We start from the raw sequence: 20,015 nt of genomic DNA on the forward strand, positions 1-20,015 counted from the left end.
GATTCAGCTATTGCCGTCCTGCCACAGCTTCAACTGCTCCGGCTCGTCAATACGGTCGCTGTACGCAAACCGGGAAAGGTTGTAAAGCGTCTCGAAGTCGGTGCCCGATGCCGCGGCCTCTCCCGCAAGCTCGATTCCGGTGAAGACGCGAGAGACGGGCAGCACCTCCAGCACTGCCTCCAGGGAGGCGAAGAAGCGCGGGTCCTTGTCCACCAGGGTCGTAGCGAGCAAATCGCGCGCCGCGTCCAGGGATCGGAGCCGGGCCAGATTGGCCGCGTGATGGATCGCGTCGATCATGCCGCGGGAGCCGTCAGCCGGACCGAGCGTCCCCTTGGCGGCTCGCGTCGCGCTGTCCCAGAGCCGGATGTCGCTCCCCTTCTTTTCGGCAAGTCGGCCGACAACGTCACTGTCGAGATCGACGCCCACGGCGCGCGCCAGCCTGAGCGCCTCGTCGTACGAGAACACGGGCGCTTTGAAGGCATCCCAGGCAAGCACGAAGAACGCGGTCGCGGCGTCGAGATCGGCGTTGGCCTTGAGATGGGTCAACTGCTCCAAACGCCAGCGCTTGACCTCCCGCCGGGCAACGCCGAGGGCGTCTTCCGGCGTTGCCGCGTAGGGGTCCCACTCCTCCTCGAACATCACGTGCTGACGCCGACGCCGGCGCTCCGCGGGAAGCTCGCGCGGTGTGCCTCGTTTGATCGGCCAGTGACGAGAAAATTCCTCCAGCGCCGGCCCGAAGGACGCGAGGTAGAGATCGACCCCTGCAATACCCGCCTCCTGGAACTCGCGGACCCGCGACCGCACCGCGGAGGCGACGCGCGGCTCCACGTCCTCCCAATAGAGATCCGGCTCGTCCCGCGCCAGGAACGGATCACGGACGCGCGGGCGGCACACCAGGAAGATGGTGCTGTTGGCAGCAGCCTTGTCCTTGATGTGCAGGCTCCCTTCCGCCTCGGTGTTGATGGGCCAGGAGGCGGTGATGGCGAAGCCCGCCTCGATCAACCCCTTGGTGAGCGCATCCCAGGCCCCCGTGGCCTTGTGGGTGAACATGAGGGTCATGATACCGTCGGGCTTCAGCACCCGGCGGCACTCCGCAAAGATGGCCGCCATGCGCTCCTGGTAGTCGTCACCGGCGTGCGCCCGCGCTCCCTTCTCGCCCTGAAACTTGGCCGGATTGGCCACCGCCTCGTTCTCCTTGTCCGTGAGCTGGCGGCGGAACAACTCGGGAAAGACATCACCGGCAGTGCGCTTGAGCCAAACGTAGAAGAAGTCCGAAAGCTCCGCGTACATGACGTTGTCGTAGTACGGCGGGTCCATCACCACTGCATCAATGGACTCGTCCAGGATGTGGTCAAGGCTGTCGCCCGGCTTACAGGTGATCGTGACGGAGGGTGGTGGCGAAGGTTGATCGGCCTCCTCGTCAACCCGGTCGAAAAGATCGGGGCCGGCAGCGTCGACGCGGGAGTCAGGATGGACCAAGGCCACCAGCTCCGCGATGCACTTGGCAGTCTGTTTGATAGCCCAATCGTAGCCAAGGCCGGTAATCAACGGCGCCATCTCGGCGTAAGACCACTTGAACGCGAAATCATGTCGGTCGAAGGTATTGACCATCACTTGGCGATTCGCATGCCACCGGGTCATCCTGGAGTTGTAATCGCGCAGCTTGTCCAGGGCCAGTGCAAGATACCCGTAGGCTGCCTTGTGAATCTCATCGAGCTGGCCCGCAGCCCGATCCGCGTCAAACATGTCCCGGAATATTTCCACACTCGTGCCGTGGCAAAGGAGTTGACGGGGCGAGAACAGGTCACGCCACAGTGGCATTCCGTACTGTATCGGCCGGTCATCGTTGCTGACCTTGGGAAACCGTTCACTAGGGACGACATCCAGAGCCTCCCACTCCGGAAGCTTTTCGTCGAGCCGCGCCAAAACCTCCGCGCCGTTGTCGTCCTCCAGACACGGCGCTCGGTAGCCACGCACCCACTTCACTCGAATTTGCCCCGTCTTGGTCTCATACTCGACTCGCTCTTTGTAGACGACAGCGTAAAGCTGTTCGCCCATCCTCCCAGCCTGAGCCTGCGCCTTGATCACATCGCCATCGATCACTCGCCCGCAATCCGGAAATGGACAGGTCCCGTCACCACGTGCCACCGTACCCGCTGATTGTTCCGCAACGGCATGCACCACGTCGAACGTACAAATGCGCCCTTTCGAACCAGGACCATCGCCAAGATGGGGAGTTAGCCTGACCCCCGTACCATCGGACGCGAGCCTCCAATTGGGGGACAGTGGCACACGGCCCTCACAATAGGGACAGGTAATCGTGCGAGCCCAAAGAAAATTCGTGGATATGCAGTCTTCTTGGGCTTCGACCGGAAACCAAGACGAAAGCAATTCTTCACGAAGCTTGATAAAACGCGCTGCCAAAAGTTCAAACTGTCGGCTAAGGTATCTTCCGTGTTCGGACGGCCACTGTACCGTAGCTCGCATGACGAGCGTAGCGACCGGATTGAGATCGTTGGCGAATGCTTCAAATCCGACCCTGGATGTCTCGAAAGGAATGCTTCCACCGCCGGCAGTCGGATCGAGGACGGATAATTCGGAAGGTTGCTGACCGACGACGTCCATCAACCAACACCTACATTCGTGACCAGGGACATGGCTGAACGCGCGCGGGTAACCATACGCCTGTCCTTCAAACCGTTGACCCGTCCTTCGAGCTGCATCGATTCTACGCCGCGAAGCGACCGGATCGCCGTGGATTCCGATCACTTGCAGAAACTTCTCCCGATCCGCATCCTCCGGCAAGAGGGAGGCCAGAACCGCCGCCCGGGACGCCACTAGCGGACGCCGAGCCCACCAGACGTGGAGCCGGTTCGGCGCAGGGAACGGCGTCATCGGCGTCCGTTCACGAATGCTCTCGATACCTATCTCGGCAATCGGCAACCACCGTTCGATCAGGCGGGTATCGGCCATACGATGCCTTCCATCATCCGTCCCATTATTTCAACGCCGCGTAATCTTCGGGCCGACATAGACGATATAGACCGGTTCGCCGACTCGTTCCGACCATGAATAGTGGAGCCGGAGATTCATGTGGCGCACCTTACCGTGCCAAGTGCACAGCAGTGTCTCGCCGATATCGGTAGGATGAGGAAACGTCAACTGATTGTAGAAACTGCGCTTCTCGGTGTCCGACGAGTCCGAAAACAAGGCATTGTCACCGGTGAAATAGTCCTGATACAAGCGTTGGCCCTCCGACGTCCGCCGCCCGGACTCGTCGAAGGCTCGCGAGCGTTGATCCAGAATATTCAGGAGTACGAGAATGCGCTCCGCGGCGCTCTTGGCGAACGGCATACCCGCAAGAGGATCGAAGCAGGCGTCGGCGAACGTCAGTCCAGTGCATCGAAGGATCGAAACCCGTCGCAGGTCTTCCCATGACCCGAGCGGCCCCGGCGCATTGTGCAACGACTCTTCCAGCGCCGTGTCCGCCCTCCAGTTCTGGAGTTCTGTACGTCGATCTTCTTGCCCTGCGTCGGTCCGTCTCCAGGTCACCGTTACGGGAGAGAAGTCCCAATCCGACGGCGTGACGCTGATCAGACCGCTAGCAAGTCCGTGTAGGCTACGGTAGCCCGCTTCTCCGACTGCGGAATCCGTAACGATTTCGTGTCTGCTTTCCAACCAGTCGTCGGCGCCGTGATGCCGGATGTCGTCCCAGAAAGGGCCGCCGCGCGTCATCCAACTCAGGGCCGATCGCCGCTGGGCCTCGGGAAAGTGCTGCATTGTCTGCGGCATGGTCATCCCGGCAACCGCCTGTGCGGACAAGAGCCCCCGACTGCAATACACCTCGCGATCGAAGCGTCCGGCAACTGTGCGCATAGCCATCAGCCGTGCAAAGGCCCCGCGGAACGACGCCGGATCGGGAAACTGACCGTGCACCGACAGTTCGTTGACGAACAGGTCCACGTCAATCCCAACCAGCAAAGTAGTTCATGTCCTTGTCGAACTGATCGAAGAAACCATCGGGCCAGGTATCAATGTTGCCCTCGCCGTCTAGGCTCGGACTCTGCACCTGCCGCATGGGATCCAGACCGGCCTCCTGTCGAGGCCGAAAGAAGTGCAACGCAATGTCTTCTGGTAGCAACAGCTGCTTTTTGGCCGCTCGCCGGATTCCGTTCAGCACGTGATCACTGTGCGTCTCCAGCGCCACTTGCACACCGGCAGCGGCGACTTCGGCCATGAACTCACCCATTAGCGCCTGTCCGCCGGGATGCAGGTGAACCTCAGGATTCTCGATCAACAAGAGATCGTTCCTGTTCGCGGACAGTGCCGCCACAACGATGGGAAATACCTGCGTCAAACCGAATCCGGTGTGCACCGGACGATGGAAATCCATGTCCCGGGAAGTCCGAATTCCCAGTGTCACCGCGTTTGATTGAGGGAGCTTGTCGATCGTCAAACCGCATCCAGGAAAGAACTGGCCCATGCGGGCCTCCACCTGACGCAGACGGGTCGGAGGCGTGTCTCTCATCACCAGCCCGTCAATGACCGGCTGGTCCAGACCGGAATACAGCACACTGGCTGCGTATTCTCCGGCGGGACCCACGACAGGTGCCACCTGCGGATCCTCCAGCGGATAGGACTCCCGAGGGCCCAACCTCTCAGCCGTCAAATAGGTCAACCCGCTCAGGCGCGCCGTCAAAGGATCTTCACCCTGTCCCGGCGGCAACAGGCGCCAGAGTCTTTCGGGCCGTTCTTCTCCCTCTCCGTTTACGCGGACGCGTTCGACCGCCATGGACATCTCGCCGCGTTCGCCAGCGAATTCCCACTCATAGGCAACATCTCCGTCCAGCAAGGCGAGCCCGCAATGACGACGCCCATGGACCTGATCAATCACGTCGGACACCGAGCCGAGCCGAATGGCGGCCCCATTCAACATCAGCCGCGTTGACCACTCGTGCTCGCGAATCGTCTGATGCAGCAGAACGAGCCCCTGTAACACCGACGATTTCCCCGATGCATTGACCCCGGACAGCAACGTCAGTGGACGTAGAGGCAGCTTCAACAGGGAGAAACACTTGAAGTGTCGAAGTTCAATCCGCGTAAGCACCCAAAATCCCCTCAAGCGCCTTCCGGGTCGCGTCGAAACGATACCGCACTTTCTTGGCATCGTTCGGTCCATAGGTGATAGACGTGTTGAACTCTTCGTCTTCAAGCAGGCGGTAGAACGCTGCACGGACCTCCTCGTGGCGCGATTGCACCCGCTTAGAGGCATAATGCGACAGTCCCGTTGACATCACGTCCCAGAGCGACGCATTGAGAACGCCGCGGCGTTCTTGCTCTGGCGTGTGCTTCCTGAATGAATGGCGTTCAAACAGTCCGTAATTGTTGGCCAAGCTCCGGCGGAAGGCTCGACTCAGTTCCTGGAGTCCGTCTTCGGTCATCGCGTTCATCCGCCGCAGGCATTGAGCCAAGAATTTGTCCATGTCACCGCCGTATTCCGCTAGCGGGAGAAGCCGAAAGGCGCAAAACCTGTTGACGAACTCCCGGTCCCTCATCTTCTTCCTGTTCAAGCTGTCACCGGTGGCCTCGACAAACGTATCCGTGGCGGATTCGGTCTTCAGAAAGCGCGTCGCCGGTCCCATGAACAGACTGTTCCGCATCTGCTGCCGGGTGAGCGGCTCGCCGCTGTTCACCCGTTCGAAGATATCCAGGCGCGCTTGTTCCGGCGCCTTGGAGTCGATGATGTAGAAGATGAGATTGCAATCCTCGACCCGGTTCTGGAGCTTGGACGACAACTCCGAAAACCGTCTGCCATCCAGTTCACGACGATCGGGAAGGCGCAGCCGCAGTTGGTCCTTGACGAAACGCTGAAATGTGGAAAGACGCTGTAATCCATCGACCACCACCATGCGGCCCTCATCATCTTCCGCCATGTAGAACACCGGCAGAGGAATCCGCATGATCACGGACTCGATCAACTTGCTCTGCTTGTCTTCCGGCCAAATGAATTCACGCTGGAAATCAGGATCCATGACATAGGTATCCTGATCGATTCGTCGAACGACGTCGTGGATCGTCCGGTTCTCGTGTCGAATCAACAGATCATCGAGCGGATAATCTCCCCAAGATCCCCCTTCGGGGTCGAGACCCTCAATTTCTTCATCGTTCGGCGACCCGGCAGCTTGCTGAGCTGTCGGGTTGTCGTCAAGGTTTACGTCTTGCATCTCACTTGCTCCATTCCAAACATGCAGAATCGACCGCGCGCCTCCGATCAAGACTGTCCGCCTGACCTCCGATGCCGATGCACGGTCACGACGCCCATCATGCTCCCCCGGCTCGACGACACCGGTTCACGTTTCCCTCAGTTGCGCAAATCCCGTCGAATGTCCTGGGCGCCTTCTTCAACCTCCCGCGCACCTTGGGCTCAAGTCCGATCTCCCTTTCCAGGGCCGTTGTGTGCGGTAACAGAAGACCAGCCGAAGGCGATCCCTGGATGAGCTCGGGCAAGCGAGCCGGACCGAGTTCGATGCTAAGCGACATCAATGCATAGATGCCATCCTTCATGGAGTTGTCAAGCGTCGGGAGGATCGCGAGGATTGTGTCGACGTCCTACTCGCATCAGTCCCGAGATGGCAGTGAGGCTCTCCATAGCCTTAGATACCGGCTCCAAGCTATGGATGAACATGCAGTCCAGTTACGACTTGTCGCACGCCAAGCAGCGCAGAAAGGAGCTAAAGGTAGAGTCCATTATCCCGGCGTAGGATTCTGGGCGCTTTCGGCTCCGTCAGCAGGAAGCGCAACGCCGTCAGCACTCGGCGAGGGTGTCTGCGGTGCATGGCCATGCCGAGCCAGTAGGCTGCCTCCTCACGCCCCATGGCCTCGATGCCTTCGGCAACGGCGCGCATGTTGTCGCGGCTTCGCATCGGAGCGAGGGTGCGGAACAAAAGACCGAGCGTCAAGGCCAAATCTTCGGAGACGGCATAGCCCTGCTTCCGTTGGTCTCCGAGGACGGGTTTCACGCCTGCCTGTGACAGCCGCTTCAGAACCCTGTGTTCCACGAGTTGCAGGTTGCGGCCTTTCAGGCCGGCGACACGAATCGCTACGCTCAGGTGTGGGGTGGCGGGGCTTGGCATTTGCCAGATTTCGTACTCCGCGTCGGCGGGGCCGTGGCGTCCGATGCGAAGCTCGTAACGCGGCGCCGATTCCGGCGTGTCGATCTGGGCAACCCGTTTGAGACGCGCCATCAGGCTGCGGCCTCCCTGGCGGTAGCCATGACGAACGCGGCGCCGCTGGCGAAGCGCGACAATCGCTCGGTCATCTTCTCCGCGGCGTCGCCCTGCATGGGAAGTCCTTCGGTGAACGTCAGCTCGAAGCCGACTTCCAGGGTCCGGGAGGCGGCGTCGCGAAGTTGCGGTTCGAGAAACTCCCTAACAGGCTGAGCGTCGGACACCGGTCCCTGGAACACCAACTCGAACGAGCCCTGGTCGCGGGTCTCGTAACCGCCGGTCAAGGTCACGAGCTTGTCGGCCCCTGAAACCGCGCCCATGGCTCCGAGCAAGCGAAACGCATCGCCGGCTTCGAACAGGCGGATAGTGAGGACGGCGATCTTCTCGATATTGCGGTCGCGGGCTTGTTCCCAGAGTCTGGCCAAGGCTTCGGTCAGGAGGCCTTCGGCCGACAACGCGCCGGGTGAAGGTTGCTCGTCGGGCGGTGGGTCCACGACCTGGCCTCCGCCCTCGTTAACGGGCTCGACGTACTTCGTCTCTCGGTCGGGCGGCTCCGGTTGCTTTCGCGGCCAGATTCCCTTGTCCATGGCGTACGCCATGGTGAAGACCGCGGACTGCTCGTCGATGACGATGGTGGGCAATGGATCGCCCGGACCGCACAACAGATCCCCGCGCTGGTAGACGTATTCTTCCCGTTCGATGCCGCGCAGGACGCCGCGTATGAAGATGTCGTCGCCGCACAGCATTGGCAGCGCGGGGTCCCGGCGGAACTCTTCACGCAAGGCCAGGGTCGTGATCTGGCCCTTGCGGAGCGGCGTACGGTCGCGCACGTAGGCGGGTGAGTCCGGCTCATCCTCGGACAGGCGTAGCTTCGACAGGTCGCGGAGCGCCCGCACCACTTGTCGTTGTCCCGAACCCGGCCGGTCCGAGGTCGATTGGACGTCGATGGCGGTGTGCGCCAGATCGACATCGCTCCCGCCGATGCGGTTTCGCGATGGATAGAACACGTGGCGGTAGCACTGCTGGACGGCTATCGCCAACTCCTGCTCGGAGCGCGCTTCCAGCTCGCGGATCTTGTCCTGCTGGTGTTCGGCGAGGTCGACGAGACGCTCGGGCTTCTTGAGATCCTGCAACGCCAGCCGCCGTTGCGCCTTGCGCCGCATTTCCTCCTTGCGGGCGTCTTCCGCAGCCAGGAACACCAGATTATTGCGCAGCGCCCGCAGGGCCGAGCCTTCTGAGCCCTTGCGGGAGTGGATGCGCGCGATCAATTCGGGAACGCTCTCCACGGCGCTACCGATGGCGACGCCGTCGTAGGCGAGCACGATCAGCCTTGGGCGGCCGTCACCGACTTCGTCCGGCACGTCGAAGGGACCGCCGGGAAAGGGAATGGCTTCGAAGGCGCCGCCCGCGCCGCCGCTGAAGATGCCGCGAATGCGATCGTCCAGATGCGCGCGGGTCTCGCCGGCGTCGACGTGTTGCTCCTCGCGGCGGATGATCTGGCTGAGGTTCGCTTCGGCAAGAAAGCGCAGGGGCGCGCCAGGCCGGTCGTCGAGATAGGCCGATTCGGCGACGAACTTTCGCCGCGCCTCCTCAATGAAGCTCGTGTCCGCGGCCGGCGCCAGTACCGAGTACCGCAGTTGATGGGGCGACAGGCCCTTCAGCGGGTCATTGAAGGCCAGGCTGTGCATGAAAATCGTGCGCGCTACATACGTGGCGTAAGGCGGCAGGCCGCGGTGATGCTCGGCGTCGATCTCCCCGGCAAGCGCCCTCTTCTCCGTACCGGCCACGTCATTGGCGATGGCGGGCAGGTACGCTGTCTGGCCGAGACGGGTAACGATCTCCTGCCGGATCGGCTCGTAGCCGGGGTCGATGTGGTGGAGATGGATCGCGGTGGCGTCCGCAGGTCGTTGATCCCAGAGATGGCCGATGGTGCGGGCCAGGAGCCGCAGCATCCCGCGTACGCGCTGGAAGTTGCCCAGGGTTGCAGTCTTGGCGGTCAAGGTCGCCAGCACTTCTGGATGGAGCGGGTAACTGGCGAGAAAAGACTCCGTTGTCTCGGGTCGGCCGGCCTCTCCCGACAGGGATTCACCGGCGGCAGTCCAGAGGTCGCGGTAGGCAGCGACCACCGAAGACGCCTGGGAATCGTCAATCGATTCGAAAAGGCGGCGGCGCAACACCTGCGCCGTCTCGTCTTCTTCCGTGGGGTTCAGCAGGGTAGCCTTCCGGGCGGAAACGCTTTCGGCTTCGGCCATCCGGTCGGCGATGAACTGGTTCTCCGCGCTATAGGCGTCGGTGGCGCGGCCGTCCTTGCCGATGGCGAGAGTGTAGACGAGGGCCGCATTGGGCGCACCCTCCACGGCCTTGAACAGGGATGTCAGGAAAGCCGTCAACTGGTCGTGGGCATCATCGAATTGCCGCACCTTGCGCAGGTATACCGAAAGCTCGTCGAGCAGGATCAGGACAGGCTCGCCCCCGAACAGTTCCCGCAAAGTTTCGGCTCCCGGCGCGACCCGATGCTCGTCGCTGTTGCGGACCCGTTCATATCCTTCCCGTCCAGCGAGGGTGTAGGCGATCTCGCCCCACGGAGTGCAAGCCAGCACGCCGTTGCCCATGGCCCGCCCGTTGGCCGGGTCCGCGTTCTCGCCGTCGAACGCCGCGACACGGACGGGGCCGTGCGGGAGCAGGTCAGGTTCAACGAACTCCGCGGCGTTGGGCACGTTCGCCATGCCACGGGCTGCGTGCGCAAGCGCGATCAGCCCGTGGGTCTTGCCGCCGCCGTATGAGGTGTCGAGCCGAAAGATCGCGGCGACCTCGCCACCCGAACCGCTCAAGCGCCGACAAACATTGGCCAGAAGGTTCTTGAGGCCCCGCGTGGGCCACGTATGGGCAAAGAACCTCACCGGGTCCAGGTACTCTGCGCCACCTTCCCCCAAGATGACCTGGGCCAGATCGGCCGCGAAGTCGGCTTCAGTAATGGCTCCCTTGAGGACGTCCTCCCGAGGACGGCATGTATCGAATATCGTCGGGACCGTCATGGCTATGCTGTCCGCCTCCTTCCCTCGTCGCCGGCCGCGTTCTTTGGTCTGTCGGCACGTGGTAGTCCTAGTGCGACCCCTGTAGGTCCAAGACCACCCCTGTTCTCCTTACCACAATAACCGATTCGGAGGTGCTTGTACCATTTCCGGTCTCTATTGGTACCGTCAAACCGCCCGGTCCAAGGACCGTTGAAAATACGCTGCTTGACCAAGACAGCCCCTTGGCACGCCTTGATGGACTGGACTCCCCGGACGTCGGCGGGATGCGCACAGACATGGCCTGACCGAGCTCTCCGTGCAGCCGGTCCCGCGGTGACGGTGTCCGGTCAGGCTGGCATTGGGACGGACCGCATACCTGACTCTTTTGACAGATTGTGGATGAAGTTGCTGGGTGCGATGATCGCGCTCGTCACCAGCATCGCGGTCGTGCCAGCTCATTACTGGTACGCAACAGGCAAGCTCGCCCTGGCGGGAGCCCTGATCGCACTCGGGTTCGATGAGTTCGCGCTGACCGAATACCGAACAGCGTTAAGGACGTGGGTGGTACCAGCGCCGTTTCTCTAGTCGTCTTCCAACTTTGCGTCGAGGCTAGACAAAATGGCACTGCCGTTTGAAAACGCCCAATCTGCCAAGGTAGGCTCAACCGTAGCACCATGAGCCGCTTGATTCCCAGCCATGATGATCTCGTGTAATCCACTAAACGCAGCGTGGTCAAACACTTCGCGCTTTCGAAGTTCGTGGAACAGGCGCGACAAAGACCTTTGAGACGGGATGGAGTACTTTTCCGCGAGTGCCCGCAAGCGATGTTCTACCTCGATCCTCAGCGCTACCAGTGCTAGGTTGGGGTCTTGATCCGTAACGGACATGAACTTTGGTAGTTTAACGCTCTCCGTAATAGGGTTTGCATCGGTCACTTTCTTTCCTGCTTCTGCAAGATCCCTGAGTTTGATTTCCCATCCACCAGGAAATTTCATGCTTTCAACGATCGAGGTGAGCCAAGGCACTAGGGCGAGAATAAACAGCCCAATTGATATTACATCGATCTTCAGGTCCGGCCAAATGAGGCGTGCGGCTATTAGCAATACCGCGACGACGGAGATGCCGCTCTTTAACCACACGTTCTGCATTGGTGTCCTTAGGTCTTCGGTATGGGTCTCAGAGCACTTAGGTGTTGTCTGGAGCCCATCTCTATGCCTTGACCGCGGTCACCCTAACTTGCACGTACCCAAATAGCAAGTTTCCGTCCGGCTTTGTGGCTTCCGCTGGACCACAGGAGCTATTGAAGCTCAGGCACCAAGGCCGAATAACAAGCGAATCTGGTTCCGGGAAAGGACCGCGACATGGCTGAGTTTGTTTACGATTGCCCCCATTGTGGTACGCGGAAAGCTGGCTTTACAAGGATCGGTTCGGATCACGGGCACGCTCAAGGCCCCAAAACCACATGGAACTTCATGTTCGTTTGCCGCGTGTGCTGGAAGGGTATCCTTGTCAGATTCTCCAAAGTCGCCGAACTCCCTGCTGGTGTTCCCCGCGGCGTCACCTTTGATTTCGGGGGTCCTATGGATGTCCGCGGTGATCCGCGCGCCGAAGGATACAGCCTCGAAGAGGTCTACCCGAGCCCCATTGCCCCTTCGGCCCCAGATCATGTCCCTGAACACTTGGCAGACAACTATGTCGAGGCCCTCAACGTCCTCCAGGGTGGCCACTGGACCGGCGCAGGGGTCATGTTCCGAAGGGTCTTGGAGATCGCTACCAAAGACCTTGCCCCTGGCACCGAGCGCGATAACCTCCGAAAACGAATCTCCGACTTGGTTGCCAACGGAACCATGGACCCCGGTATGGGCGAGTTGGCGGATTGCATCCGTGATGAAGGCAACTTTGCCGCCCACGACGTCGATGATTTCGACCAGGAATCCGCAGAACAACTCCATGAGTTCACTTCTCTCTTCCTGACCTACACCTATACTCTTCCGCAGAGAATTAAGGACGCAAATGCCAAGAGAAAAAAGCCTTAATCAGTGATGGACAGGCTGGACAATCGTTCGCTCACGCGAACGGACTATACTCCCCGCCTCTGTTACCGACCGCAAGCGAGAGTTGCGACACGTTGTTGTTCTATGGACTGACCGTGACCTAACAGGCCGTGGAAAAACCCACGGATTTGAGGATTGGTAAGTGGCGCGGAGAGCGACGGGGTGAGAACAGAACACTCGACGGGTTGGGATAAACCTCTTTGTCAGGCCTTTTCATGGCCGAGACCGTGGCGCAGACGTAAGCCGCCACCCGAAGCATGCTCACGTGCCGGCTCCCAGGGTTCGCAGCCGCACCAGGTTGTAGGCAGCGAAGGTCAGGGTGAACTGGAAGTCCACTTTGGGTAACCCCCGATGCTTGAGTTTGCGCAACCCGCCGACGGTCTTGGCCCAGCCGAAGGCCTCCTCGATCCGCTTGCGCACCCGCTGGCTGTGGGCGTAGCCCGGGTGACGGGTGGTGCGGCGGTCAATGGCCGAACGCCGGTTGCAGTCGTTCTGCGCCACATGAGGACTCACGTTCACCCAGCGCAACCCCTCGACAAAGTCTTTGGTATCGTATCCCTTGTCCGCACCCACGGTGAGCCGACCCTTGCCGGGTCGCGCCTCCAGCATGGCCAGCGCCGACTCCCGTTCAGCCCGGCCGCCGGCTTGGGTAGTGCGCGTGTCGACGATCAGTCCATGGCGGTTGTCCATCAGAGCATGCCCCAGGTAGCACAACTTCGCTTCCTGCCCCTTGCTCTTGCGGTACTGCAGGGCCTGCGGGTCAGTGCTCGACTCATGGGTTGCATTGCTGCGCTTCTCTCCCCGAAAGTCTGCCTCGGCATTGCGCCCACCACCGCCCGGTCCGTTTCCTCCCTTGGGACGAAACGACTTCATCGACGCCCACGCCTCCAGCAACGTCCCATCCACGCTGAAGTGTTCATCCGACAGAAGCCGCGCCTCACGCGCCTGCACCAGGATCTTCGCAAAGAACTCCCGAGCGATGTCCGAGCCGATCAACCGCTCCCGGTTCTTCGTGAATGTCGAGTGGTCCCATACCGGGTCGTCCATCGACAGACCCACGAACCACCGGAACAGAAGGTTGTAGTCCAGTTGCTCCACCAAAAGCCGCTCGCTGCGGATCGAGTAAAGAACCTGCACCAAAAGCGCCCGCAGCAACTGTTCCGGCGCGATCGAAGGCCGCCCCGTGTGCGAGTACATCGCCTCCAACTCCCTCGACAGCTCTTCCAGCGCCCGGTTCACCATCTCCCGGATCGGCCGCAACGGATGGTCCTTGGGTACCCGAGCTTCCGGCGATACATAGCTGAACATGCCTTCTTGACGCGGATCTGTGCCTCTCATCCACTCCTCCGTCTCGGTACCTACGTATGAATCATCTTTCCGCGTCAGATAGTCTTTTTCAACAACCTGCTAAAGGATCGACTTCGGCGACGGGACGGCGATTCTTCCTTGCGGGAGGTTCGGCGGTTCGTGGAGGAGGAGTTGCTGGAAGAACTCGTTCCAGGAGGTGCCCGCTTCCACGGCTGGCGGCCAGTTGGGGCGATCATCCGGCCGTTGCGTTGGCAGCCGGTGTTTCGCCGGCGCGGTAGTGTAAACGAACCCATTACGGAGCCACGGGACGGTTTTCTCGGAGGCGCAGCCCGTGAAGATGCTCACGGTTTGTGACTGAAGGACTTTCTCACCCATCGCTCCTTTCTGACTTGGCTTGCGGCACTTGTGGGTTTCCGCCCAGTCCAACTCCACGCTAGTTTCCATGGAGGCGGAAGTTCCGCAAGCCAGCGCACGCCTGCGTGTCCATGTCATAAGTCGTTGTAAATTCTATATATTTTGGCTTGAAACGATCACGAAACCGGCTTATCTTTTCCCTTCAGTGACCGTTCTGGGTGCGAGCCAAGGGGGTGCCGGGGACGGCGCATTGCGTCCCGTGCGCCAGTTTCGTAAGCGGAAGCGCGGCGCAGCGTCGGCGGTCGGAGAAGGGAGATCGGCGCATTGGGGAACCGGGCAAGTTACGGGCGTCGCACCGGATGGATGGCTGTCTTCGACCCCGGGACGTGGGGCTGGGCGCTGCTCGCCGCGGCTGTCGGCGTGGCCTTGATGTCGGCGCTGGCGTGCGCGGTGGCGCTGGCGTGGAGCACCACCGGGCATGACTGGTATGCCACGGGCAAGCTCACCCTCGCGGAACTCCTGACCGGACTGGGCTTCGATGACCGCACTCCGGTGGAGTACCGGACGAGGGCCGGGTCGATGGTGACGCTCACGCGCGACGGTCTCATGTACAACGGCGAAGCGCTGCTGGCGCGGGATCACGTGCTGCAGACCGCAGCCAAGGCTGCCCGATTCGGCGCCTGGTGCGGTCTCGGCGGCGCCCTGCTCTGCCTGGCGCTGTTCCGCCACGCCATGGAGGAACTCCGGTTTCACGGCGCGGCATCCGGGCCGGAACATTTTCAGCGTCCCGAGGCGCGGGCCCGGTTCGCGCCGCCCGCGGTGAGGCCGGAGCTCCTGGCGACGCCTCCTTCCGCGGGCAGCCCGCCGGTCCGCGCATCGGAGAACCGGCCGTCCGCGCCACGGGTCTCCCGGCCGCCGGGGAAGGACCGTGAGGCCCGCGACACCGGCAAACCGCCCGCCGGCGCGGAAAACAGCCGCCAACCGGACGCCGCGGCGCCCCCTGCGCGTGCACGGCGCCAGTACGGGCGCTGGATCTGATGGTCGCCTCGATCGGCGCGGTGGCGAACCCCTCCCAGGGCGCAGCCTATTACGAACGCGACGGATACTACGCGAAGGACTCCCCGGAGCACCGTGCGGCGAGCGCCTGGGCGGGCCGCGGCGCGGCCGAGCTCGGCCTCGAGGGACCGGTCGACCCCGACGCCTTCAGGTTGGTGCTCGAAGGCGAGGTGCCTGACGGCTCGGGGCGGAGGCTCGGCAAGCGCGGCAAGGACGGCGAGATCCACCACCGTCCGGGCCGCGACCTGACGTTTTCAGCTCCCAAGTCCGCATCCCTGGCCGCGCTCATCGGCGGCGACGCGCGCATCGTCGAAGCGCACGACCGGGCGGTCATGCGGGCGCTCGACTGGTTCGAGAGGAACGCAGCTGAGACCCGGTTGCGGGACCCGGAGAACGGCCGGATGGTCCGCGCCGGCGGCCAGAAGGCGGTGATCGCCGCCTTCCGGCACGACACGTCCCGGAACCTGGACCCGGCGCTGCACACCCACTCCGTGATCGCCAACATGCTGCTCGGCCCCGATGGCAAATGGAGGACGATGGCGAACGAGAGCCTGTACGGCTCGAAGATGCTCCTGGGCGCCCTCTACAGGAACGAGCTCGCGGGCGAGCTGGCGAAGCTCGGCTACTCCATTGAGAAGACCCATTCGGACGGGCGCTTCGAGATCGCCGGGGTGGCGCGCGAGACCATCGAGACGTTCTCGACGCGGCGGGCGGAGATCGAGGCGGCCATGGAGGCGCGGGGCTTGGGCGGGACGGCTGAGAACCAGCACCTGGCCCGGCGGGCGGCGCTGATGACCCGGGCCCACAAGCGCGACGTGGACAAGGAGGCTCTGCGCGGGACCTGGGCGAAACAGGCCGCCGATCTCGGGTTCGACGCCACGGCGCTCGCGGCACAGGCCATGGAACGGAGCCTGGAGGGAGCGGAGAAGGAACGCGCCGGGGCGCGGGAGGCGGCCGGGGATCGTCAGCCGGACGCCGCGCGCCAGGGAGACCTCTTCGAGTCCGCGGCGCGGACGGGTCCCGCGCGCGAGGCGGTGGACTGGGCGCTCGCCCATCTCTCCGAGCGGGATGCGGTGTTCTCCAGGACCGGCCTCCTCGCGGCCGCGCTGGCCTACAGCCCCGGCTCAGCATCCATGAGGGAGATCGAGGGGGCGGTGGACGCGCTCAAGCGAGAGGGCCACGTGCACGAGGCGCCGGCGCTGGGAGCCGGCGGAGGGCTCGCCACGGACAGGGCGGTGGCCGCGGAACGGGAGACCATCGCGCTCATGCGGAGCGGCGCGGGCCGGGGCAAGGCGCCGATGCGCGGCTGGATGGTGGACAGGCATCTGTCGAAGGGACCGCTCACGGCGGGTCAGAAGGACGCAGTGAAGCTCATCCTGAGCGAAAAGGACCGCACCGTGGGCGTGCAGGGATACGCAGGGACGGGCAAGACGAGGATGCTAGACCGCGCCCGGACGCTGGCGGAGAAGAAGGGCTGGCGCATGGTGGGACTCGCGCCCTCGGCCTCAGCCGTGCAGACGCTGGCCGCCGAATCGGGCATCGTGTCGGAAACCCTGCAGCGGTTTCTTGCAAGGAACGCGGGCGTAGCCCAAGGCCGGCTCACCAGGAAGGGCGCCAGGGAGATGCGCGCCGTCTTCGCCAGGACCGTGCTGGTGGTGGACGAGGGTTCCCTTGCCTCCACGGTCCAGGCCCGTGACTTGCTGAGGATCGCGGGCGAGTTGCGCATTCCGAAGCTGGTGCTGGTGGGCGACACGAAACAACTCGACGCGGTCGATGCCGGCAAGCCCTTCGCGCAGCTGCAGCAGGCGGGCATGAAGACCGCGGTGATGGACGAGATCATGCGCCAGCGCGATCCCGAGCTCAAGGCGGCCGTGGAGGCGAGCCTCGCGGGCGACATTGGCAAGGCGTTCGAGAAGCTCGGCGCCAACGTTGCGGAGGTGAAGCCTCAGAACATCGCCGGGGCGGTGGCGGCGCGCTGGCTCGGACTCTCGCCGGAAGAGCGCGAACGCACCGGGGTGATGGCGCCGAGCCACGAGCTGCGCGAGGGGATCAACGCGCACATCCGCGAGCGGCTTGCCCGCGAGGGCCGCATCGCGGGGCCGGCCCTGCACACGCAGAGGCTGGTCTCCAGGGGCTACACCAACGCCGAGAAGGCGCTCGCGGCGAACTATTCCCCCGGCGACGTTGTCGCGTTCCACCGCCAGTACAAGCGCCTGGGGGTCGAGAAGGGAGACGAACGCCGCATCATCCGCGTCGATCACGGCAAGCGGACCGTCCATCTCGAAGGACCGGACGGAGCCACGGTCGCCTGGAAGCCGTCGGAGATCGGCGGGCGCAGAGGCGGCGCCGAGGTATACCGCGCCGAGACCATCGAGCTTCGCGCGGGCGACCGCATCCGCTGGACGCGCAACGATCCGGACCTGGGCCTCGTGAACAGCGGCGCCGCAGACGTCGCGGGCGTCCGGAACGGGCGGGTGACGTTCACGCTTGAGGACGGCGGGAAGCTGACGCTCACGCCGGGCGACCCGCAGCTCCGCCATCTGGATCACGCATGGGCCTCGACCGTGCACGCTTTTCAGGGGCGCACGGTGGACAACGTGATCGCCGCGATGGAGGCGAACCACCCCCGGCTCACGACGGCCAAGTCCTTCTATGTGGAGATCTCGAGGGCACGGGACCGGGCGGAGCTCGTCACCGACGACGCCCGGGCGCTCCGCGAGCGGCTCGAAGCGGTCACCGGCGAACGCATCTCGGCGCTCGAAGGCATCGGCGAGGTCGTCCGGCCGGAGCGCGAACGCGACGGGCGAGCGACCTTGGACAGGGAGCGGCCGGACCCCAGGACGGCCGCTCCGCCCCCTCCGGAGAAGGAACTCGATGGCGGGCCTTCGCAGGGAAAGACCCCGGAGCCCGAACCGCCTGTCCGCGACAAGCGTATCGACATGGACCTGAGCCTCTAACAGGGCTCGTCCGCGCCTTCCCTTCCCGCTTCTGGGAAACGATCCGTCCGCAGTCCGGCAACGAATCGGCTCACGCCGGGCCTTCCTCCATCGTCTCCTTCATCACGTTGCGCGCCGCCGCGACAAGGTCGTCGAGCTCCTTCTCGCGCCCGGCGTCGAGCATCCGCTCCCGGGCGAGGGTGGCGAGCACGTAGGCCATGCGCCAGGTGGCCTCGATGAGAGCCAGGTGTCCGAACGACAACGTGGCCGGAAGAGCCTCGCCGAGCCGGTCCTCGGCGATGGCCAGCGCCCCCGAGCGGACCAGTTCCCCGACCGGAATGCCGTGCCGGGTGGCGGCATTTTCGATCAGCCGCCACTCGGAATCGGAGAAACGGATCGAGTGCGGCCGGCGCACGTCGCTCCGTTTTCCGGCCGCCTTGCTCCCTGTTTCCGAATTCTTGCGATCGTTTTGCGCCATCCTCTCATCCCTTTTGCCCTCTGCAGGCCAGCCCACGGCCCGCTCCGCGTCTATTCCCTGCTCTGAAACAGAGCATCGGTGTCCCGGTTGCGGTCGAAACCGGGATGCCCGGCGAGGTCGTGGAGAGCCTTCGCAACCTTCCCGCCGGGACTGTTGCCGGGCGCCTTGATGGGGCCACCGCTTGCCGGATGCGAGCCTCGACCGGGCGTGTTCGGGCCGTGTTACGGGCTACTACAATACGGTTACACCGTGTAACACGCCGCAACACCTTCTGCGACGCCAGAGAATACATCGCGGGATCGCGGCGCGACATGCGCAGCCCTGGGCCGGCAGGGATGCGGAAACGGCGTGTATGCTCTGGAGAATACACTCGTTCCGGCATGTGCCCGGCATCCCCTGTCGTCGAGAGCGCATGGGAATGCATGCCAGGCGCGCACCTAGGCTACACCAGCAGCCTGCTGCGTCCGGTGTGAAAACCAAAGCCGCGGCACGCGGTCAGGAAGGACAAACCCAAGGTATGAGCGAAAGAGAATGGATGGGGGCGAAGCTCGCGGAAGGGAGCCGCCACGGCGATTGAGTGGCGGACAGTGCGGGAGGTGGTGAAGGCAGCCGTGCGAAGCACGCTGCCGGAGGCTCTGGCAGAGGCGCTGACAATGGAATGGACAGTACAGGAAGGTGAAGTGCGGAGGCCGGTGACGGCGAAGCCCGCACCGGGGGAAGCGAACGCGGAGGGCGACGCCGACGACGAGCGCAGCGAGGCGAACGGCGTGAGCGCGGGCGATGTCGCCGAAGGCGGCGAGCCGAGCGAGAGCGCACGGCGGGCTCGGCAAGCAGTCCGTTCACGAAGCGGCGCGGCCGACCGGCTCGACGTGCAGTGGGCGCCGCGGTGAAGCTGCCGCGCCATGATCGTCATCACCGACACGTTCACTGGCGTTGTCGCCGTCGTCGTCGTGACGGGAACGGGATGGACACTGCCGCGATGGCCGGCAGCGTCGTGAACATGAAGGGCGTCACCGGCAACGAAGATGAGGCGAAGCCCGCGCCAACGACGCGGACGTGAACGGCGGCGCCGACGACGAGCGTAGCGAGGCGGACGGCGTGAGCGGGGCGATGTCGCCGGAGGCGACGAGCCGAGCGATTGTCGGGAGGTTGGCGCGAGGCAAGGAGTTGAAGACTGACGCACGGAGGAGGTCGGCGCGTTGACGATCAGCGTCGCCATCGGCAGCACCGAGGCCGGGCGGAGTGATGCGTGGAGTGCTGACGGTGCTGACTGAGCCGACGGCGGAGGTGCAAAGCGCGGTGCCGGAGGCTCGGGCAGTGGCGCAGACACCGGTGCACGGCGAAGTGCGGAAGCCAGTGACGGCGACGCGCGCACCGGCGAGGCGGAAACGGGACCGGGCGTGATCACGGCGAGCGGAGCGAGGCGGACGGCATGAGCGGAGCGATGCCGCCGGAGGCGGCGAGCCGTGTGGGTGTAGGGACGTTGCGGGGTTTCCGCGAGGCAAGGGGTCGAAGGACGGACCGGTCCGAAGGCGGGGAAGGCCCACGTCGCCGAGTGGCGCAGGGTAGGCGCGAAGCGGGTCCTCGGC

The 20,015-nt window shown here is 63.6% G+C and carries 15 protein-coding genes; 5 read left to right on the forward strand and 10 right to left on the reverse strand.

Annotated features, from left to right (window positions below; all coding sequences use genetic code 11):
• Positions 1–3: 3 nt before the first annotated feature.
• From OXU42_13015 to OXU42_13040, 6 genes are all read right to left on the reverse strand, one after another.
• Positions 4–2,973, reverse strand: coding sequence for a DUF1156 domain-containing protein (locus OXU42_13015; protein ID MDE0030308.1), 2,970 nt, complete (start codon positions 2,971–2,973; stop codon positions 4–6).
• Positions 2,974–3,003: 30 nt separating this feature from the next.
• Complete coding sequence (locus tag OXU42_13020) at positions 3,004–3,963, reverse strand: hypothetical protein (GenBank protein MDE0030309.1); 960 nt, start codon at positions 3,961–3,963, stop codon at positions 3,004–3,006.
• A gap of 1 nt (position 3,964) precedes the next feature.
• Complete coding sequence (locus OXU42_13025; protein ID MDE0030310.1) at positions 3,965–5,107, reverse strand: DUF3696 domain-containing protein; 1,143 nt, start codon at positions 5,105–5,107, stop codon at positions 3,965–3,967.
• Positions 5,091–6,224, reverse strand: coding sequence for a DUF262 domain-containing protein (locus tag OXU42_13030; GenBank protein ID MDE0030311.1), 1,134 nt, complete (start codon positions 6,222–6,224; stop codon positions 5,091–5,093). Before OXU42_13030 ends, OXU42_13025 begins: the two co-directional genes overlap by 17 nt.
• Positions 6,225–6,731: 507 nt before the next feature.
• On the reverse strand, positions 6,732–7,244 hold the full coding sequence (locus OXU42_13035; protein ID MDE0030312.1) for a hypothetical protein: 513 nt from the start codon (positions 7,242–7,244) through the stop codon (positions 6,732–6,734).
• Complete coding sequence (locus OXU42_13040) at positions 7,244–10,261, reverse strand: DUF499 domain-containing protein (GenBank protein ID MDE0030313.1); 3,018 nt, start codon at positions 10,259–10,261, stop codon at positions 7,244–7,246. The genes OXU42_13035 and OXU42_13040 overlap by 1 nt, the downstream gene beginning before the upstream one ends.
• A 378-nt stretch (positions 10,262–10,639) precedes the next feature.
• Between OXU42_13040 and OXU42_13045 the strand changes: the two genes are divergently transcribed.
• A complete protein-coding gene (locus OXU42_13045; GenBank protein ID MDE0030314.1) occupies positions 10,640–10,825 on the forward strand; it encodes a hypothetical protein in 186 nt (61 codons plus the stop codon).
• On the opposite strand, the gene OXU42_13050 is transcribed toward OXU42_13045, so the two are convergent.
• Positions 10,822–11,388, reverse strand: coding sequence for a DUF4145 domain-containing protein (locus tag OXU42_13050; GenBank protein ID MDE0030315.1), 567 nt, complete (start codon positions 11,386–11,388; stop codon positions 10,822–10,824). The two genes, OXU42_13045 and OXU42_13050, sit on opposite strands and share 4 nt — an antisense overlap.
• Positions 11,389–11,601: 213 nt before the next feature.
• On the opposite strand from OXU42_13050, the gene OXU42_13055 reads away from it, so the two are divergent.
• On the forward strand, positions 11,602–12,276 hold the full coding sequence (locus tag OXU42_13055; GenBank protein MDE0030316.1) for a DUF4145 domain-containing protein: 675 nt from the start codon (positions 11,602–11,604) through the stop codon (positions 12,274–12,276).
• 279 nt (positions 12,277–12,555) lie between these two features.
• Here the strand turns inward: OXU42_13055 and OXU42_13060 are convergent, their stop codons facing one another.
• Complete coding sequence (locus OXU42_13060; GenBank protein ID MDE0030317.1) at positions 12,556–13,632, reverse strand: IS5 family transposase; 1,077 nt, start codon at positions 13,630–13,632, stop codon at positions 12,556–12,558.
• A gap of 69 nt (positions 13,633–13,701) precedes the next feature.
• On the reverse strand, positions 13,702–14,034 hold the full coding sequence (locus OXU42_13065) for a hypothetical protein (GenBank protein MDE0030318.1): 333 nt from the start codon (positions 14,032–14,034) through the stop codon (positions 13,702–13,704).
• A 285-nt stretch (positions 14,035–14,319) separates the two neighbouring features.
• Between OXU42_13065 and OXU42_13070 the strand changes: the two genes are divergently transcribed.
• Both OXU42_13070 and OXU42_13075 read left to right on the forward strand, forming a co-directional pair.
• Entirely contained in the window at positions 14,320–14,994 is a 675-nt protein-coding gene (locus tag OXU42_13070) for a hypothetical protein (GenBank protein ID MDE0030319.1), read from the forward strand.
• Positions 14,994–17,969 (forward strand): conjugative relaxase, encoded by a 2,976-nt coding sequence (locus tag OXU42_13075; GenBank protein ID MDE0030320.1) that lies wholly within the window; start codon positions 14,994–14,996, stop codon positions 17,967–17,969. The genes OXU42_13070 and OXU42_13075 overlap by 1 nt, the downstream gene beginning before the upstream one ends.
• 70 nt (positions 17,970–18,039) lie before the next feature.
• On the opposite strand, the gene OXU42_13080 is transcribed toward OXU42_13075, so the two are convergent.
• Positions 18,040–18,426 (reverse strand): hypothetical protein, encoded by a 387-nt coding sequence (locus tag OXU42_13080; GenBank protein MDE0030321.1) that lies wholly within the window; start codon positions 18,424–18,426, stop codon positions 18,040–18,042.
• A 599-nt stretch (positions 18,427–19,025) separates the two neighbouring features.
• Here OXU42_13080 and OXU42_13085 point away from each other — a divergent pair.
• Positions 19,026–19,316 carry a hypothetical protein gene (locus OXU42_13085; GenBank protein ID MDE0030322.1) on the forward strand — a complete coding sequence of 97 codons (291 nt, stop codon included), beginning with the start codon at positions 19,026–19,028 and terminating at the stop codon, positions 19,314–19,316.
• Positions 19,317–20,015 lie beyond the last annotated feature (699 nt).

This window comes from Deltaproteobacteria bacterium (assembly GCA_028818775.1).
Lineage (GTDB): Bacteria > Desulfobacterota > Binatia > UBA9968 > JAJDTQ01 > JAJDTQ01.

What these genes read in the sequence shown, in the direction of transcription:
- OXU42_13060 (MDE0030317.1), bottom strand. Translation starts at nt 13,632, where the DNA reads ATGAGAGGCACAGATCCGCGTCAAGAAGGCATGTTCAGCTATGTATCG.
- OXU42_13030 (MDE0030311.1), bottom strand. Translation starts at nt 6,224, where the DNA reads ATGCAAGACGTAAACCTTGACGACAACCCGACAGCTCAGCAAGCTGCC.
- OXU42_13075 (MDE0030320.1), top strand. Translation starts at nt 14,994, where the DNA reads ATGGTCGCCTCGATCGGCGCGGTGGCGAACCCCTCCCAGGGCGCAGCC.
- OXU42_13080 (MDE0030321.1), bottom strand. Translation starts at nt 18,426, where the DNA reads ATGGCGCAAAACGATCGCAAGAATTCGGAAACAGGGAGCAAGGCGGCC.
- OXU42_13070 (MDE0030319.1), top strand. Translation starts at nt 14,320, where the DNA reads ATGGCTGTCTTCGACCCCGGGACGTGGGGCTGGGCGCTGCTCGCCGCG.
- OXU42_13015 (MDE0030308.1), bottom strand. Translation starts at nt 2,973, where the DNA reads ATGGCCGATACCCGCCTGATCGAACGGTGGTTGCCGATTGCCGAGATA.
- OXU42_13045 (MDE0030314.1), top strand. Translation starts at nt 10,640, where the DNA reads ATGAAGTTGCTGGGTGCGATGATCGCGCTCGTCACCAGCATCGCGGTC.
- OXU42_13050 (MDE0030315.1), bottom strand. Translation starts at nt 11,388, where the DNA reads ATGCAGAACGTGTGGTTAAAGAGCGGCATCTCCGTCGTCGCGGTATTG.
- OXU42_13040 (MDE0030313.1), bottom strand. Translation starts at nt 10,261, where the DNA reads ATGACGGTCCCGACGATATTCGATACATGCCGTCCTCGGGAGGACGTC.
- OXU42_13055 (MDE0030316.1), top strand. Translation starts at nt 11,602, where the DNA reads ATGGCTGAGTTTGTTTACGATTGCCCCCATTGTGGTACGCGGAAAGCT.
- OXU42_13035 (MDE0030312.1), bottom strand. Translation starts at nt 7,244, where the DNA reads ATGGCGCGTCTCAAACGGGTTGCCCAGATCGACACGCCGGAATCGGCG.